This is a genomic window from Halalkalibacter oceani, assembly GCF_040544555.1.
Classification (GTDB): domain Bacteria; phylum Bacillota; class Bacilli; order Bacillales; family Bacillaceae_D; genus Halalkalibacter; species Halalkalibacter oceani.
In genome coordinates this window covers 70,908-87,622 of sequence record NZ_JBEPKD010000009.1, presented here as the reverse complement: position 1 = coordinate 87,622, position 16,715 = coordinate 70,908, and the positions used below count along the sequence as shown (strand labels likewise).

The 16,715-nt window shown below is 48.7% G+C and carries 16 protein-coding genes; 13 read left to right on the top strand and 3 right to left on the bottom strand.

Annotated elements, in window-relative coordinates:
- The first annotated feature begins 7 nt into the window (after positions 1–7).
- From ABMB67_RS11910 to larC, 8 genes are all read left to right on the top strand, one after another.
- Positions 8–1,258, top strand: a complete 1,251-nt coding sequence (locus tag ABMB67_RS11910) for a nickel pincer cofactor-dependent isomerase, group 22 (protein ID WP_354572183.1) — start codon at positions 8–10, stop codon at positions 1,256–1,258.
- 217 nt (positions 1,259–1,475) lie between these two features.
- Positions 1,476–2,918 (top strand): aldehyde dehydrogenase family protein, encoded by a 1,443-nt coding sequence (locus ABMB67_RS11905; protein ID WP_251223291.1) that lies wholly within the window; start codon positions 1,476–1,478, stop codon positions 2,916–2,918.
- Between the two features lie 126 nt (positions 2,919–3,044).
- A complete protein-coding gene (locus tag ABMB67_RS11900; protein WP_251223290.1) occupies positions 3,045–4,250 on the top strand; it encodes a hydroxyacid-oxoacid transhydrogenase in 1,206 nt (401 codons plus the stop codon).
- A 21-nt stretch (positions 4,251–4,271) separates the two neighbouring features.
- Positions 4,272–5,270 (top strand): 4-hydroxythreonine-4-phosphate dehydrogenase PdxA, encoded by a 999-nt coding sequence (gene pdxA / locus ABMB67_RS11895; protein WP_251223289.1) that lies wholly within the window; start codon positions 4,272–4,274, stop codon positions 5,268–5,270.
- A gap of 23 nt (positions 5,271–5,293) precedes the next feature.
- A complete protein-coding gene (locus tag ABMB67_RS11890; protein ID WP_251223288.1) occupies positions 5,294–6,274 on the top strand; it encodes a 2-hydroxyacid dehydrogenase in 981 nt (326 codons plus the stop codon).
- 132 nt (positions 6,275–6,406) lie between these two features.
- Complete coding sequence (larE, locus tag ABMB67_RS11885; protein ID WP_251223287.1) at positions 6,407–7,243, top strand: ATP-dependent sacrificial sulfur transferase LarE; 837 nt, start codon at positions 6,407–6,409, stop codon at positions 7,241–7,243.
- Positions 7,240–7,989: a nickel pincer cofactor biosynthesis protein LarB gene (gene larB, locus ABMB67_RS11880; protein WP_251223286.1), complete on the top strand. Its 750-nt coding sequence runs from the start codon at positions 7,240–7,242 to the stop codon at positions 7,987–7,989. Before larE ends, larB begins: the two co-directional genes overlap by 4 nt.
- Positions 7,990–8,000: 11 nt before the next feature.
- The gene (gene larC / locus ABMB67_RS11875; RefSeq protein ID WP_354572182.1) at positions 8,001–8,735 is read left to right on the top strand and encodes a nickel pincer cofactor biosynthesis protein LarC; all 735 of its coding nucleotides are present in this window, start codon (positions 8,001–8,003) and stop codon (positions 8,733–8,735) included.
- Here the strand turns inward: larC and larC2 are convergent.
- The 3 genes from larC2 to ABMB67_RS11860 form a co-directional block, all read right to left on the bottom strand.
- A complete protein-coding gene (larC2, locus tag ABMB67_RS11870) occupies positions 8,723–9,205 on the bottom strand; it encodes a nickel pincer cofactor biosynthesis protein LarC2 (protein ID WP_285890397.1) in 483 nt (160 codons plus the stop codon). The two genes, larC and larC2, sit on opposite strands and share 13 nt — an antisense overlap.
- 115 nt (positions 9,206–9,320) lie before the next feature.
- The gene (locus tag ABMB67_RS11865) at positions 9,321–9,647 is read right to left on the bottom strand and encodes a spore coat protein (RefSeq protein ID WP_251193233.1); all 327 of its coding nucleotides are present in this window, start codon (positions 9,645–9,647) and stop codon (positions 9,321–9,323) included.
- Positions 9,648–9,676: 29 nt separating this feature from the next.
- Positions 9,677–9,955, bottom strand: coding sequence for a hypothetical protein (locus ABMB67_RS11860; RefSeq protein WP_251193232.1), 279 nt, complete (start codon positions 9,953–9,955; stop codon positions 9,677–9,679).
- A 239-nt stretch (positions 9,956–10,194) separates the two neighbouring features.
- Between ABMB67_RS11860 and ABMB67_RS11855 the strand changes: the two genes are divergently transcribed.
- The 5 genes from ABMB67_RS11855 to gcvH all read left to right on the top strand — a co-directional run bounded on the left by ABMB67_RS11855 (position 10,195) and on the right by gcvH (position 16,610).
- Positions 10,195–12,558 carry a 3-hydroxyacyl-CoA dehydrogenase/enoyl-CoA hydratase family protein gene (locus ABMB67_RS11855; RefSeq protein ID WP_251223284.1) on the top strand — a complete coding sequence of 788 codons (2,364 nt, stop codon included), beginning with the start codon at positions 10,195–10,197 and terminating at the stop codon, positions 12,556–12,558.
- A 21-nt stretch (positions 12,559–12,579) separates the two neighbouring features.
- Entirely contained in the window at positions 12,580–13,758 is a 1,179-nt protein-coding gene (locus tag ABMB67_RS11850; RefSeq protein ID WP_251223283.1) for an acetyl-CoA C-acetyltransferase, read from the top strand.
- 28 nt (positions 13,759–13,786) lie between these two features.
- Positions 13,787–15,565, top strand: a complete 1,779-nt coding sequence (locus ABMB67_RS11845; protein ID WP_354572181.1) for an acyl-CoA dehydrogenase FadE — start codon at positions 13,787–13,789, stop codon at positions 15,563–15,565.
- Positions 15,566–15,797: 232 nt separating this feature from the next.
- The gene (locus ABMB67_RS11840; RefSeq protein ID WP_251223281.1) at positions 15,798–16,154 is read left to right on the top strand and encodes an arsenate reductase family protein; all 357 of its coding nucleotides are present in this window, start codon (positions 15,798–15,800) and stop codon (positions 16,152–16,154) included.
- Between the two features lie 69 nt (positions 16,155–16,223).
- Entirely contained in the window at positions 16,224–16,610 is a 387-nt protein-coding gene (gene gcvH, locus ABMB67_RS11835) for a glycine cleavage system protein GcvH (protein ID WP_251223280.1), read from the top strand.
- Positions 16,611–16,715 lie beyond the last annotated feature (105 nt).

Below are 16,715 nucleotides of genomic sequence, written 5' to 3'. Positions count from 1 at the left end.
AAAGCGAATGAGTTTGCCTAAAGTCGTGAAGATCAAGCAGCATTTTACCGGACCGGCCGTTGCCGACATTGATGAGAAAGTGGCGGAGGAGTTTGCGAAGACGGAAATTGCTGAACGTGTAAAGCCGGGGATGAGCATTGCCATTACAGCGGGGAGCCGCGGGATCGCTAATATTGCGAAGATTATCCGTGCGGCTGCCAATGAAGTGAAAAAGCGCGGCGGTCATCCCTTTATCGTGCCGTCTATGGGAAGTCATGGCGGGGCGACGGCTGAAGGACAAATTGAAGTGCTGGAAAGCCTTGGTGTGACGGAAGAATATTGTGGTGCTGAAATCCGCTCTTCGATGGAAGTAGAGGAAATTGGCGTGACAGAAGCTGGCATCAAAGTGTACATGGACAAAATCGCCTACGAGTCGGACGGCGTAATCCTCGTCAACCGGATTAAAGCTCATACTGATTTCTCTGCGAACATTGAGAGCGGCTTGATGAAAGTAGCTTCAATCGGTCTTGGTAATCATAAGCAGGCGCAGGCGATCCACACGCTTGGTGTCGTCGGAATCCGCGATCATATGCCGCTTGTCGCCGAGGAAGTTTTCAAAAGTGGCAAGATTCTGATGGGAATTGGAATCGTCGAGAATGCTTTTGAAGATACGGCTGAAATTGAAGTCATTCCGGTGGAAAAGATCAAGGAGCGTGAAGAAGCGTTATTGAATTTTTCGAAGTCGTTAATGCCGAAGCTTCCAGTCGATAAGATTGACGTTCTTTTCGTTGATGAGATCGGCAAAAACTATAGTGGAACCGGGATGGATACGAATGTGATCGGCCGCCTTCGCATTTTGAATACGAAGGAGCCTGAAACACCGCAAATCGACTATATTATTACTTCGGATTTGAGCGAGGCTTCGCACGGAAATGCACTCGGAATCGGGCTCGCCGATTTGACGACAAAACGCTTCTTCGACAAAATTGATTACAAGAAGATGAACGAGAATGTCATTACGAGCACATTTTTGAAGCGGGCAAGCGTGCCGATTGTTCTGGAAAGCGATCGCGCAGCTATCGAAACGGCTCTGCGGGGAAGCTGGGGAAAGAAGGCGGAGGAAATCCGTTTTATGAGAATTCCGAATACCCTTCATCTCGAAGAGCTTTATGTTTCAGAATCGTTATTGCCTGAAGTTGAGAAGCTTGATAATGTAGAAGTAATCGGGCAATTGAAAGAGATGGAATTTGACGGAGAAGGTTATTTTAACGGATTTTAATTGATTTCGGGCTTATCATGTCAACCGACAGGAGAGTTCATAAGAAAGTCTACCTTGCGGGTAGATTCGAGGAAGGGCGTCGGCTTCGCACGTTACGCGGATGGCTGGAAACAAGCTCGTTTTCAGCCATTCTTAAAAGATGTAACGCTTCGCACGCCGCTTCTAAGAAAAGCCGCTACGCGGTTTTCTTAAACCAAATCATGAGGAGGACGAACAAATGAATACACAAACAGACAAGGTGGTTACCTACGGAAACCTGGTAGATGGTCAATGGATCGAAGGAACTGAGACATTTACGGTCGAAAACAAATACACTCATGAGCCTTATGCAGAAATTGCAAAAGCAGATAAAGCATTAGTTGATAAAGCGGTCGCGAATGCGAAAGAGACATTTAACTCTGTCAAGCTTCCTGCGACAAAGCGCTACGAAATTTTAATGAAGGCGGCTCAGCTTTTCGAAGAGCGGAAAGAGGATATTGCCCTGGCGATTACGCGCGAAGTAGGTAAGACGATTAAAGATGCACGCGGTGAAGTAGATCGCGGAATCGCGACATTTATCGCATCCGCCGAGGAAGCAAAACGGATTACCGGTCAAGGAATGCCGATTCACGGTCAACCGGGCAACGAAGAGAAAATGGCGTTTTCTATCCGCGTTCCTGTTGGTGTTGTCTGTGCGATTACCCCATTTAACTTCCCTTTTAATTTAACTGCTCACAAAGTTGCTCCTGCGATCGCAGCTGGCAATACGGTTGTGTTGAAGCCTGCTGAAAAAACGCCGGTATCCGCAATCAAGATGGCAGAAATCCTCCTGGAAGCCGGCTTGCCTAAAGGCTTCTTAAATGTCGTCAATGGTTTCGGTCATGAAGTAGGGCCACTTTTGCTTGAAGACGAGCGCATTGCGATGTACACGTTCACCGGCAGTCCGACTGTTGGAAAAATGATTAAGAGTCAGACAGGGATTCGTAAGGTGACTCTTGAATTAGGAAATAACTCCCCGAATATTATTCATCATGATGTTGCTGATCTTGACCGTGCTGTCGAGCTTTGTGTATCACGAGGGTATGTAAACTCCGGGCAAGCTTGTATTTCAGTTCAGCGCATTTATGTTCACCGTGATATTTACGAAGAGGTACTCGAAAAAGCGAAAAAAGTCGCAGAAGCATTTGTCGTTGGTAATCCGGAGGACGAAGCAACGAACATCGGACCAATGATCAGTATCAACGAAGCAGAACGTGCCGAGAAATGGGTGCAGGAAGCGGCTGAGCATGGAGCGCGCATCATTACGGGCGGCAAGCGCGATGGAGCGTTATTCCAGCCGACTGTATTGACGGATGTAAAAGAAGAAATGAAGGTTATGTGTGAAGAGGTCTTTGCGCCGATTGTCAGCATCATTCCTTATGATGATATTTATGAAACATTCGCTGCGGCGAACGATTCGAAATTCGGCTTGCAGGCCGGCTTCTTCACGTCAAATCTGGAGCTTGCGATGAAGGCTGCTCAAGTGCTTGAATTCGGTGGTGTTAACATCAATGATGTCTCCACTTTCCGCGTTGATATTTTGCCATATGGCGGCGTGAAGGACAGCGGTGTCGGCAAAGAAGGTCCACGCAGCGCGGTGGAAGAAATGACAGACGAGAAGTTAATTACAATCCAGCTTTAAGAGCGTGGTAGGTTGGAGCTGTCGCTTTCTTTCTGATCCGGAGGGGAGGAATGCCTTCCGGATCAAACCTACATACAGCTTCGATAGAAAAGGAAAAGACAAACAAACCTGAAGGGATGAGCGAGAATGAGAAACACATGGGAATATTTTTCAACTGAGAATATTATTTTTGGAAATGGAGCCATTACTCGACTTGATGGAGCGTTAAAGCGATTAAAGGCTAAAAATGTTTTCGTCATCACAGACAGAGGAGTTGCTCAGGCGGGCATTTTAGCGAAAGTGACTGAGCAATTGGATTTGCATGGTTACCAGACGGTTGTGTATGATAAAGCGATTCCGGAGCCGCCGATTGAAAGTGTTGTCGAAGCGTATGAATTTGCAAAATCACAAATGAAGACAGATGTCATCATTGGACTTGGCGGGGGAAGCAGTATCGACTTGGCGAAGGTTGTGGCCCTGTTAATGGAATACGGCGGACACCCGACAGATTATTTCGGCGGCGAAAACCTCGTACCTGGACCGATTGCGCCGTTAATCGCGATCCCAACAACGGCTGGTACTGGTTCGGAAGTAACGTCAGTAGCGGTTGTTACCGATACGGAAAACAATATCAAAGTAGGGATTTCCGATAACTTCCTTCGTCCGGCAGTCGCCTTGCTTGATCCGGAATTAACGGTAGGATTGCCTCCTTATGTAACGGCATGTTCAGGAATCGACGCGCTTTCTCACGCTGTAGAAGCATATACAGCAAAAGATTTCCGTTATATTCAATCAAAAGAAAAGCTTCTGTTCCAAGGCTCTTTGCCAATTACAGATGCGCTTGCGCTTCAAGCGATCGAGCTTATTGCCGGTAACTTGGCGGTCGCGGTTCAACAGGGAAGTAATTTAGAAGCGCGCGGCAATATGCTGCTTGGAAGCCTGCTTGCCGGTTTAGCGTTCTCGAATGCCGGAACAGCTTTAGCGCACGCCCTTGCGTACCCGATTGGCGGAAAAGCAAAATCCCCTCATGGTGAGCTGACAGGACTACTACTTCCTTATGTAATGAAGTATAATACAGCTACAGAGCAAGACAAAATGGTCAAAATTGCTCAGGCATTCGGGATCGAACAAGGCTCAAAAACAACAAGAGAATACGCAGAAGCAGCCTCAGAAGCGGTTCTTCAGCTTCTAAAAGATATTAACCTTCCGACGAAGCTGTCCGAGATCGGCGTGAAAGAAGAAGATCTTGAAAGCATTGCTGAAAAAGCATTGCCAATCGAGCGTTTAGTGCGTAACAACCCACGCGTTCCGAATCAAGCCAGCCTGGTTGAATTGTTAAAGCAAGCTTATTAATAGTGTGAAGGTGGAATGGACATGAGTGAAAAACCAAGAATTGCCATTACGATGGGAGATGGAGCGGGGGTCGGACCTGAAATCATTATGAGATCCTTGGCCGATCAATCGCTCTATGAGAGCTGTGCTCCTTTCGTCGTAGGAGATGCGAAAATCCTCAAGCGGGCGAATGAGGTCGTTAAGACAAACTTGACGGTTCGTTCGATTCAATCAGTCGAAGAGGCTGCATTTGAATATGGCACAGTCGATTGTATCGATTTAGATTTACTCCCTGCTGATTTGCCGTTTGGTGAAATTTCCGCTGTTGCCGGTGATGGTTCCTTCCGTTTCTTGGAAAAGGCGATTGCCCTGGCTAACAATGGAGAGATTGAAGGAATTTGTACCGCGCCTTTAAACAAGGAGGCTCTTCATAAAGGGGGACATATTTTCCCCGGCCATACGGAAATTTTGGCTGAGCTGACGGGAACAAAGGACTTTGCGATGATGCTTTCCTCGCCGACATTGCGAGTGATTCATGTTACGACACATGTCGGGCTGCTTGATGCAGTGAAGCTGATCAATCCAGAACGAACGTATAAAGTGATTAAGCTTGCCGATGAAACATTGAAGCGTGCCGGAATTAAGGCGCCTAAGATCGCCGTCTGTGGAATCAACCCTCACGCTGGCGAAAACGGGCTTTTCGGCTACGGAGAAGAGGAAGAAAAGATTGTACCGGCTGTGGAAAAAGCGCAAGAGGAAGGAATCGACGTTGTCGGTCCACTTCCGGCTGATACACTGTTCTTCCGCGCGAACCGTGGCGACTTTGATATTGTGGTTGCGATGTATCATGACCAAGGACACGGACCGATCAAAGTGCTTGGCTTAGAAGCTGGCGTCAACATTACAGTTGGGCTGCCGATCATTCGTACAAGTGTCGATCACGGAACTGCCTTTGATATTGCCGGAAAAGGAATTGCGAGCGAACAAAGCTTGATCGAAGCGATGCGTCAAGCAATTGATTTAGCGCCAAAACGCGGGTAAGGGACGAAGGAGGAACTGGAGCTGTGAAGATTGTATTTACGAGAAAGATTCCGACTGAATTAGTAGAGCCTCTGAAAGAAAAATATGATATTTTCATGTGGGATCGGGAAAATGAGCCGATGCCTTATGAACGCCTGCTTCAGGAGATGAAGGATGCTGACGCGGTGTTTACAAATGTTGCCGACCGTATTGATAAGCAGCTTATTGAGCAGTCACCTTCGTTGAAAGTGATCAGTACAATGGCGGTTGGCTATGACAATATTGATATGGAAGCGGCGACGGCGCGCGGCATTGCGGTCGGACACACTCCCGGTGTGTTAACGGAAGCGACAGCCGATTTAACCTTTACCCTTTTGGTCGCGACGAGCCGGCGAATTGTGGAAGGAATGGATGTAATCCGGCGCAATGAGTGGCAGAGCTGGGGCCCGTTTTTGCTAACAGGGCAAAGCCTTTACAAAGCGACAATCGGCATCATCGGCATGGGAAGAATCGGACAAGGTGTGGCAAGACGCGCCAAAGGGTTCGATATGAACATTCTTTACCATAACCGTTCGCGCAAGCCGGAGGCCGAGGCTGAATTGGGCGCTGTGTATTGTTCCATTGAGGAGCTGCTGCGACAGTCGGATTACGTCGTACTGCTGGCCCCGTCGACTCCGGAAACGAAAAACATGATTTCTCATGAGCAATTTGAGATGATGAAGAAGACCGCTGTTTTTATTAATACATCACGCGGCACGAATGTTGACGAAGAAGCATTGTATCAGGCGTTAAAAGAAGAAAAAATCTTTGCTGCCGGTCTGGATGTTTTTGAAACAGAACCAATTTCAAACGATCATCCTTTGCTGACGCTTCACAATGTGATCGCTCTTCCTCATATTGGAAGTGCGAATGTCGAAACAAGAATGAAAATGGCCACCCTGGCGATCGAAAATATTGAAAAAGGCTTGGCGGGGGAGCGGCTGACTCATATTGTGAATGATGAGATCTATGGAAATGGTAAATAAGCAATCTTTCAATTCCCGTTCTATCCCGTACTTATGTTAAAATAAAGATAACGTATGATAAGAGCCTCTTTGGTATAAAGAGGCTCTTGCCTATACAAACATAAGAGAGTGAAAAAGGAGAGTGTAGGATAGATGGAACAAACCCATTCAACAGCAGAAAAGCTTGCGCATCTCGATGACATTTTACGTTCCATGGAGCGCGTGCTGGTGGCCTTTTCCGGAGGAGTAGATAGTACGTTTTTATTAGCGCGTGCCAAAGAAGTATTGGGGGATCAAGTTATTGCTGTAACAGCAGCTTCAGAAACGTTCCCGACACGTGAATTCAATGAAGCGATTGCCCTTGCGCAAGAGATGGGCGTTAAATATATGAAAACCGAGGTAAGTGAGCTGGCGAACGAGAACTTTGTGAAAAACGAACCGGACCGCTGCTTCCACTGCAAAGACGGCTTGTATCAGCATTTAAATGAGCTGGCGCAAAAGGAAGGGTATCCATTTATTCTTGACGGCGCAAACCGTGATGATGTCGGTGACTATCGTCCGGGGATGAAGGCGGCCCGCTCGCAAGGGGTGAGAAGCCCGTTGCTTGAAGCCGGGTTAACGAAGCAGGAGATTAGAGATCTTTCAAAAGAAATGAATCTGCGAACGTGGAACAAACCGTCATTCGCCTGCCTGTCTTCGCGAATCCCTTACGGTAAACGAATTACACAGGAAGCGATTGATCAGCTCGACCTCGCGGAAGACTTTTTATTAAAGCTTGGCTTTTATCAGGTGCGTGTCCGCCATCATGAGAAGCTGGCGAGAATTGAAGTGATGCCGAATGAATTGCAAAAAGTGATTGATTATCATGAAACGATTCATAAACGTTTTAAAGAAATCGGCTTTCAGTATGTGACACTTGACCTTCAAGGGTATCGTACCGGAAGCATGAATGAAGTACTGGCAGCAGGTAGTAAGGAGCAGAATGCATGAGCAATGAAATCAAGGAATGGCTGAAAAAGGTCGAAGCTGGAGAGCTTCGGGCAGAGGAAGCCTATGAACAAATAAAAGGCTATGAGGATATTGACGGCTTTGCCAAGATCGATGTCCAGCGGGTAAAGCGTAAAGGCTTTCCCGAGGTGATTTATGGGGAAGGAAAAACAGCGGAGCAAATTCAAGCGATCTTCTCCCGTTTAATGACCCATCATGAAACCGTTTTAGCGACGAGAATATCAAAGGAGAAGGCTGAACAATTAGTGCCACAGCTTGTCCATGTGACCTATGATGAATGTTCCCGAACGCTGCTCTATGACGAGCGAAAAAGCTTCCGCAGCTATGGCAAAGTTGGCGTGCTTTGCGCCGGGACGAGTGATCTGCCTGTCGCCGAAGAAGCGGCGATAACGGCCCAGGCAATGGGGCTTGAAATCGCCCGCTTTTATGACATTGGCGTGGCCGGCATCCATCGTCTGTTTGATCAGCTTGAACAAATCCGCACATGTGATGTATTAATTGTCGTGGCCGGCATGGAAGGAGCGCTGGTCAGCGTAGTCGGCGGACTTGTCCAGCAGCCGATCTTAGCAGTGCCGACAAGCATTGGCTACGGGGCGAGCTTTCATGGGGTCGCCGCTCTTTTGACGATGCTTAATTCATGCGCGTCCGGCGTCTCGGTTGTGAATATAGATAATGGATTTGGTGCGGCGTATCAGGCTGCGCTCATTTCACGAATAAAAAAAGAATAGGAGTACAGCAAATGAAAACGTTATATATCGATTGCAGCCTGTCCGGCATTAGCGGGGATATGACGATGGGAGCGTTAATCGATCTTGGTGCCGATGTGGCCGAGATTGAAGCAAAGCTGTCGAGCCTGCCGATTGAGCCATTCACGTTAAAGGCTGAGGGCGTCATCAAAAAAGGAATCTACGCCCAGCAATTTAAAGTGATTGAAAAGGAAGACGAGCGCGCGACAAATCATCGTCACTTCTCTACGATTAAAAAAATGATCGAAGAATGTGAAGCGCTTTCTGACAATGTCAAGCAGCTGAGCCTGCAAATTTTTCAACCGATTGCCGAGGCGGAAGCAAAGATTCATCATTCTTCGTTGGAAAAGGTTCACTTTCATGAAGTCGGCGCAGTTGACTCCATTGTCGATATTGTCGGAACGGCACTCGCGCTGGAACAGCTGGAGGTCGAAAAAATAGTCGCCGCGCCGGTCGTTGTCGGTTCCGGGACGATCCATATCGATCATGGCGTCTATCCGATTCCTGCACCGGCCACATTGGAAATGCTGACGGAGATCCCTGTCGAAAGCACGACGATCCGTGGCGAACTGACGACACCGACAGGCGCGGGAATTTTAAAAGGGATTGTCTCAGAATTTGGGCCGATGCCGAGCATGACCGTGGAAAAAATCGGTTATGGGGCGGGAGAAAAGGATTTCCCGCACCACCCAAATGTCCTTCGTGTCGTATTAGGTCAATCGCGCTGATAGCGCGGTAACTCCTTCCAAACAGCCTGAAACACATGCTTGAGCGGAATCGCCGCTTCTTCGGCCAGACGCTTGCAATCGTCATACTCCGGCGCGGCCTGGACGACCTGGCCGTTATGGAGTCCTTCCTTGATCGTCACAGCGCCCCAGGGAGTCTCGACCTGGCGAAAGCGCCGTTCAAGCCGGTGAACGTGGAGCGGGTAGTAGCGGACGCCGAGCGTCGTCGTTTCGGCGAAAATAAGCGTCTTAAGCTCGTCCAGCTTATTCGCGGCACAAAGAAGCTGCAGCATCACACCCGGCCGGTTTTTTTTCATGTAGATCGGTATGTAAAAGACATCGTTTGCCCCTTTTTCGAGCAGTTTATCAAGCAAATGACCAAGCCATTCGGGCGACATATCATCAAGATTAACTTCCAGCTTGATCATATGCTCATCGATATGTTCATCTTTATGGGAAAAGTCTAAGCGCAATGTGTCACATTCCTTTCGTAGCGTTCATCTTTTTGCCCTTAGTATAGCATGAGCCTGGGCCAGAAAGGCTGATTTTCACCTTTCTGACCCAGGCTTTTCATCTTAGTCCTTTTCTCTACTGCTGATAAGGAAATTGGTTGCTATATCCAGAAAACTGTTGGTACTCCTGAGACAGCTTTTGCTGGTCGGCTGCTTCAAGCGCATAGAACCCTTTACGGAACATCGTAGTATAGAGCTGGCGCTGGCAGTCCTGGGTTTCCTGGAAAATGCCTGCAATATCCTGATACAGCTGTTGATGGCTGGCTTCATTTAAAAAAATGCCGTAGCCGGAAGTCATATATTTCTCAGTCGACAGTTGGTCGTTGAGAAAGTCGCGCTCTGACATTTGCGGGGTTTTTGGAACTTGCATTTCCGGATTTTGAATCTTTTGCTGTTGATTCATGGAATAGCCTCCTCACGAATAGTGAAAAATTATTGAAGCGATGCAGCTTGCTGATTTGTCGCCTGCAGATGGTTCAAGATCTTTGTGTAATGACGCTGGTGCATTTGACCTGCTTGATCAAGGACCTGCTTAATTTCCTGGTCCTGACATTGTTCAGCAAAGAAGTGGGCTTTTTTCATCGCAAGTAAGTTCCAAGACAGCATATCTGTAAGATAAAGCTGATCCTTCGTTGAAATAACAGCCGGCGGCTCAGGCATAATCGGTTGCTGCTGATTGGCTTGAAATTGATTCATTTGCTGCTGTTGCATGAGAATCCCCCTTTGTTGTCAAAGACATATCCGTTGGACGGATACATGTTATAGTGTGAAAAAAACGAGTGACATTTATCCAGTCAGTACGAGGAGTAAGTTCCAGTTATTAGCGAGGAAACAGGAGATTACATTTTTTTCAGAATCTTCCTTGCAAAACGGGCAGCATTCCGGTATCCTAAACTAAACTGAATGAATATTCATTCAATCCGATCTAGCCTGCTCAAAAGGAGGATATGATGATGCGTCGTATTCGTAAAGCCGCAGTGATCGGCTCTGGTGTTATGGGCTCGGGAATTGCCGCCCATTTAGCCAACATTGGAATTCCGTCGATTCTGCTCGATATTGTTCCAGAAGAACTGACACCAATGGAGAAGAAGCATGGCGCCACACTTGCTGATCAAAGCGTGCGTAATCGCTACAGCCTTGAAGCAATCAACAAACTGCAAGGACAAAAACCGGCCCCTCTTGTCAGTAAACAACGTCTATCCTACATCGAACCAGGGAACCTCGAAGATGATTTGCATAAGCTGAAAACCGTTGACTGGATTATTGAAGCCGTCGTCGAAAATATTGATGTTAAAAAAGAGATCATGCGGATGATTGAGCCGGTGCGGAAGCAAGATGCAATTGTTACCTCGAATACATCCGGAATTTCAATTGAGGAAATAGCAGCCGGCTGTTCTGACGAGTTTTCTGCCCATTTTCTTGGTGCTCATTTTTTCAATCCCCCCAGATACTTACCTTTACTAGAACTCATTCCAACATCACGCACAAATGACGAAATCACGACTTTTATGAAAGCGTTTGCTGAAACGACACTCGGAAAAGGGGTTGTGTTATGTAAAGATACGCCCAATTTTATCGCTAACCGGATCGGGACATTTTCACTGCTCAGCACCGTCAACGAGATGCTTGCCAATGGATATTCGATTGGGGAAGTCGATTCTGTTACCGGGCCTCTGCTTGGTAGACCGAAAAGCGCGACCTTTCGCACGCTCGATGTTGTCGGCCTCGATACGTTTTTGCATGTGGCGCAAAACGTTACAAAGGTCGCCAGCGGCAGAGAACGCGAAGTTATGACACCGCCCGCTTTTATCCGGGAGATGGTTGACAAGGGCTGGATCGGCGCTAAGGCTGGGCAAGGCTTTTACAAAAAACAGCCGGACGGCATTCTTGAAATTAACCCTCATACGCTTGAATACGAACGACGAAAAAAGCTGCAGGCTCCGTCTGTTGAGCAGGCAAAGAAAGCAAAAAACGCACGGGAAAAGATAAAGATGATGGCGGCTGCCGAGGATCGCGCCGGACGGCTCGTCTGGGCCATTCTCAAGCCTTTGCTGTTATTTTCGGCGGAAAAGGTTGATGAAATCGCCAATGAGATTCAATCAATTGATCAGGCGATGAAATGGGGGTTCGGCTGGGAGCTGGGTCCTTTTGAGATTTGGGATGCCCTCGGTGTCGCCGAAACTGTGACGCGGATGGAGAAGGAAGGCGAAACGGTACCCGATTGGATCAAGGAGATGCTCGATAAAGGTTTTGATCGTTTTTATCATGAGGACAGCTTTTACAATCAGGGACAGTATGAGCTACCGGCTGTATCAGAAAAAATCATTCATCTGTCAAAAGCGGATAAGCTGATTATGAAAAATGCCGGAGCGTCGCTTCATGATATTGGCGACGGGGTCGCCTTGCTGGAATTTCACTCTGAGACCAATTCAATCGGGCTTGATGCCATTCAGATGATCCGCAAGTCGATTGTCGAGGTAGAACAGAACTATCAGGGGCTTGTGATCGGCAATTACGGCAAAAACTTTTGTGTTGGCGCGAATTTGATGCTGCTGCTGATGGAAGCACAGGATGACAACTATCCGGAGATTGATTATGTCGTCCGGCAATTTCAGCAGGCATCCGCGGCGATTCGCTATGCCGCTGTTCCAGTTGTGACGGCGCCGTACGGGATGACGCTTGGCGGTGGTGCTGAAATATGCCTTCCGTCAGCGAGCATTCAAGCCGCATTGGAAACGTATATCGGCTTAGTCGAAGTCGGTGTCGGCCTGATTCCGGGAGGTGGTGGAAATAAGGAGCTGTATCTTCGTCAGCTGGAACGGCTCCCGTCAGGAGTGAAGCTCGATCTGCAGCCAATCGCCAATGCTGTTTTTGAAACGGTCGCGATGGCGAAAGTATCCACCTCGGCCGAGGAAGCAAGAGAGATCGGATTTTTCAGCGAACGTGATGATTGGATTGCCAATCAGGCCTTCATCATTGCCGAAGCGAAGCGGCAGGCCATTCATCTGGCTGAAAAAGGCTACCGCCCTCCGCAAAAGCGGCCGATCCCCGTCGTCGGGGAAACCGGCTACGCGACGATGCTGCTCGGTGCCAAAGCGCTGAAAACCGGCGGGAGAATTTCTGAGCATGATGTAAAAATTGCCGATAAGCTTGCCTTTGTCATCGCCGGAGGACGGGTGGCAAAAGGCGCGTATGTCGATGAACAATATTTGCTTGACCTTGAACGCGAGGCTTTCCTAAGCCTGATCGGAGAACCGAAGACACAGCAGCGGATGCAGCATATGCTACTGAAAAGAAAACCGCTTCGCAATTAAAGGAGAAAGGAAGGATGGCATATGAAAGAGGCAGTTATTGTTGCCGGTGCACGGACGCCGGTCGGAAAAGCAAAGCGCGGGAGCCTTGCCGCTGTACGGCCCGATGACTTAGGCGCCTTAACCGTCGAGGAGACGTTAAAGCGGGCAAATCATTTCGATGCCGCTGACATTGATGATCTGATCATCGGCTGCGCGATGCCTGAGGCCGAGCAGGGGATGAATGTCGCGCGCACGATCGCGATGCTGGCCGGAATGCCGCATCGCGTGCCGGCGATCACCGTGAATCGTTATTGCTCATCCGGCCTGCAAAGCATTGCGTTTGCGGCGGAAAAAATTATGCTCGGTCAGGCGAATGCGATCATCGCGGGAGGAGTCGAGTCGATGAGCATGATTCCGATGGGCGGTCATGTGATTGCCGCCAACCCCCGTCTGATCAGCGAACAGCCTGAGTATTATATGACAATGGGACATACGGCGGAAGAAGTCGCGCGCCGCTTTGGTGTTTCGCGCGAGGATCAGGATGCGTTTGCTGCTGAAAGTCATAAACGCGCCGGCGCTGCCCAGGAAGCGGGGCGGTTTAACGAGGAAATCATCGCCGTTGAGGGTGTTAAACGAGCCGTTGATCAGGAGCAGCTCGTCGAGGAACCGTTTACCTTTGCGGTTGATGAAGGGGTAAGGCGGGAGACGACTGTTGAGGTGCTCAAGCAGCTCAAACCGGTATTTCATCCAAAAGGGACTGTAACAGCCGGCAATGCTTCGCAAATGAGTGATGGAGCGGCGGCGGTCCTGGTGATGGAGAAAAATCAGGCCGTTGCCAGAGGGCTGAGTCCTGTCGTAAAGTTTCGTTCCTTTGCCGTGGCGGGTGTTGCCCCGGAAATCATGGGCATTGGCCCGGTAGAGGCAATTCCGAAGGCGGTAAGAATGGCCGGTTTGCAGCTGGAGGACATTGGGCTGTTCGAGTTGAACGAGGCGTTTGCCGCTCAGGCACTTCAAGTCATTCGCGAGCTGAAGCTTGATGAAGAAAAGGTCAATGTCAACGGCGGGGCGATTGCTCTCGGCCATCCGCTCGGTTGTACGGGAACAAAGCTGACGCTGACGTTAATGCATGAGATGAAGCGGCGCGGGCAGCAGTTTGGTGTTGTGACGATGTGTATTGGCGGCGGGATGGGAGCAGCCGGCGTATTTGAATTAATCGGCTAACTGGTAGCGAAAAAAGGAGGAGAAAACGATGGGGCAAACGTCGGATCGGACCGTGAAAGGCGGCAGCTTTTTAATTGAGGATGCGGCAGCAGATAGTTTCACTCCGGAGGATTTCACTGATGAACAAAAAATGATCGCCAAGCTGACGGCTGATTTTACCGTCAATGAAGTCGTACCGCTGCTCGATAAGATTGAGCAGCATGAATTCTCGCATACCATTCAGCTCCTGAAACAGGCAGGCGAGCTTGGCCTGCTCGGCGCTGACATTCCTGAGGAATATGGCGGCCTCGGGCTTGATAAAATCAGCTCGACCTTGATCGCCGAAAAACTGGCGCGTGGAGGCTCCTTTGCCTTAAGCCATGGCGCGCATGTCGGCATCGGCTCTTTGCCGATTGTCTTTTTCGGAAATGAACAGCAAAAGAAAAAGTATCTCCCTTCCTTGGCGACAGGAGAACGGATTGCCGCTTACGCATTAACTGAACCGAGCTCGGGATCGGATGCGCTCAGTGCGAAAACGACGGCGGTGTTGAATGAAGCGGGGACACATTATGTAGTAAACGGGGAAAAGCAATGGATTACCAATTCAGCTTTTGCGGATCTTTTTATCGTTTATGCGCAAATCGATGGCAAGGCATTCTCCGCCTTTATCGTTGAGCGGGATTTCGAAGGGGTGAAGACAGGGGTAGAAGAGAAGAAGATGGGCATTAAAGGCTCTTCGACTCGGACTGTTATTTTGGAAAATGCCCAGGTGCCGAAGGAGAATTTGCTTGGAGAAGCGGGGAAAGGTCATCTGATCGCCTTCAACATTTTGAACATTGGACGATTTAAGCTTGGAGTCGGCTGTGTAGGCAGCGCCAAACGGGCGATTGAGCTGGCGGCAGGCTATGCAAACGAGCGAAAGCAATTCAACACGCCGATCGGCCGATTTCGCTTAATTCAGGAGAAGCTGGCGGAAATGGCGGTCGCGACATACGCGACAGAAAGCGCGGTCTATCGGACCGGGGGGTTAATCGAGCAACGCTTCGGCAGCTTAACAGAGGAGGAGCAGAAAAGCGGGCGCGCTGTCGCAGGAGCGATCGCCGAATATGCGATTGAGTGCTCACTGAATAAAATTGCCGGCTCTGAGCTGCTTGATTTTGTTGTCGATGAGGCGGTGCAAATCCATGGCGGCTATGGGTATATGGCGGAATATGAAGTGGAACGGATGTATCGTGATTCACGAATTAACCGGATTTTTGAAGGGACGAATGAAATCAACCGGCTGCTCGTCCCCGGCACATTGCTGCGCAAAGCGATGAAAGGCGAGCTTCCCCTTTTGGAAAAAGCAGGCGCGCTGCAAGAGGAGCTTGTTCAGCTGCTTCCGGCCGAGGTCGGGTCAGGGCCGCTCGAACAGGAAAAGCAGCTGCTTTCGATGGCGAAGAAGATCTTTCTTTTTGTTGCGGGTCTGGGCGTTCAAACGTACGGCGAAGCATTGCAGCAGGAGCAGGAGCTGCTTGCCAATATCGCCGATATTGTCAATGATATTTATCAGATGGAGTCAGCTATTTTACGGACGGAAAAGGCACGAAGCGGGGCGAACGACAAAGGGGACCGGAAGCTGATCATGACGCAAATCTTCTGCCAGGAAGCGTTTCAGCGGATTGAGACCAACGCAAAGGAATCTCTGATTATGATGGAGGAGGGCGATCAGCGGCGGATGCTGCTCGGTATTTTGCGCAAGCTGACACGGCACGAAGCGATTGATGTTGTAAAGAAAAAACGGCTGATTGCCGCTGCGGTTCTCGAGGAGAGCGGCTATATCAGCTAGGAGATTTGAATAGAGGGTGGGGCTGGGCAAAAGGTGACAAATCAACCTTCCCGCTCCCCCTTCAGTTTTTTTTAAAGACAGTTCCAAAGTATGAAATAGCAGGAAAGTGGGACAATGAGGATGTGGCGAAAAAGAGTTGTCATAAGATTGAAAGAAAATGATAGGCAAAATCATTGTACAAAAAAAGCAGATCGGCAATAATGAAAGCAGGCGTATGGAAAGGAGGGGTATGATGACGATTAGCTTCTACCACTATCCAAAATGTGGGACTTGCCGAAAAGCCAAAAAATGGCTGGACGAGCATGGGATTGCCGTGAAAGACATACATATTGTCGATCATCCGCCGACAAAAAATGAACTGGAAACAATGTGGAAGAAGAGTGGATTGGAATTAAAGAAGTTCTTTAACACAAGCGGGCAAAAGTATCGCGAATTAGGTTTAAAGGACAAGCTTGCGGGAATGTCAGAGGATGAGGCTCTGGAACTTCTGGCCTCTGACGGGATGCTGATCAAGCGCCCGCTCACAACCGACGGAGAGAACGTAACCGTTGGATTTAAGGAAGAGCAATTTGAACAGGTTTGGCAATAATTCATTTTGTTTTATTGAAAAAGTAGGTATAATTAGAAAAAACAGTGGATCATGATGGAGGGATTTTTTATGAGCAATTTACCAAATGAGTTAAAGTATTCTGAAGAGCATGAGTGGGTAAAAGTTGAAGGAGATAAAGTTCGTATCGGGATTACGGACTTCGCTCAATCCGAGCTTGGCGACATCGTGTTTGTCGAGCTTCCGGAAGTCGGGGACGACATCGAAGCGGACGAGCCTTTTGGCAGCGTAGAATCGGTCAAAACGGTTTCTGAGCTTTATGCTCCTATAAGCGGCAAGGTTGTTGAAGTGAATGAAGAGCTTGATGATTCTCCTGAATTTGTCAATGAATCCCCTTATGAAAAAGCGTGGATGATCGTTGTCGAGCCAAGCGATTCTTCAGAAATTGACAAGCTGATGACAGCGGAGCAATACAAGGAAATGATTTCAGAGGACTAAAAGAAAGCTAATGGAGCTGGGATAAGCAGGTTGATGTTACCTGTTGCCCCAGCTCTTTTTTCTCGTGCGACGGCATCGTAAAACGATGAAAGGGCACCATAACAG

Coding starts and splice junctions, on each gene's coding strand:
- ABMB67_RS11910 (WP_354572183.1), top strand. CDS start 8: ATGAGTTTGCCTAAAGTCGTGAAGATCAAGCAGCATTTTACCGGACCG.
- ABMB67_RS11905 (WP_251223291.1), top strand. CDS start 1,476: ATGAATACACAAACAGACAAGGTGGTTACCTACGGAAACCTGGTAGAT.
- ABMB67_RS11900 (WP_251223290.1), top strand. CDS start 3,045: ATGAGAAACACATGGGAATATTTTTCAACTGAGAATATTATTTTTGGA.
- pdxA (WP_251223289.1), top strand. CDS start 4,272: ATGAGTGAAAAACCAAGAATTGCCATTACGATGGGAGATGGAGCGGGG.
- larE (WP_251223287.1), top strand. CDS start 6,407: ATGGAACAAACCCATTCAACAGCAGAAAAGCTTGCGCATCTCGATGAC.
- larB (WP_251223286.1), top strand. CDS start 7,240: ATGAGCAATGAAATCAAGGAATGGCTGAAAAAGGTCGAAGCTGGAGAG.
- larC (WP_354572182.1), top strand. CDS start 8,001: ATGAAAACGTTATATATCGATTGCAGCCTGTCCGGCATTAGCGGGGAT.
- ABMB67_RS11865 (WP_251193233.1), bottom strand. CDS start 9,647: ATGAATCAACAGCAAAAGATTCAAAATCCGGAAATGCAAGTTCCAAAA.
- ABMB67_RS11860 (WP_251193232.1), bottom strand. CDS start 9,955: ATGCAACAGCAGCAAATGAATCAATTTCAAGCCAATCAGCAGCAACCG.
- ABMB67_RS11855 (WP_251223284.1), top strand. CDS start 10,195: ATGATGCGTCGTATTCGTAAAGCCGCAGTGATCGGCTCTGGTGTTATG.
- ABMB67_RS11850 (WP_251223283.1), top strand. CDS start 12,580: ATGAAAGAGGCAGTTATTGTTGCCGGTGCACGGACGCCGGTCGGAAAA.
- ABMB67_RS11845 (WP_354572181.1), top strand. CDS start 13,787: ATGGGGCAAACGTCGGATCGGACCGTGAAAGGCGGCAGCTTTTTAATT.
- ABMB67_RS11840 (WP_251223281.1), top strand. CDS start 15,798: ATGACGATTAGCTTCTACCACTATCCAAAATGTGGGACTTGCCGAAAA.
- gcvH (WP_251223280.1), top strand. CDS start 16,224: ATGAGCAATTTACCAAATGAGTTAAAGTATTCTGAAGAGCATGAGTGG.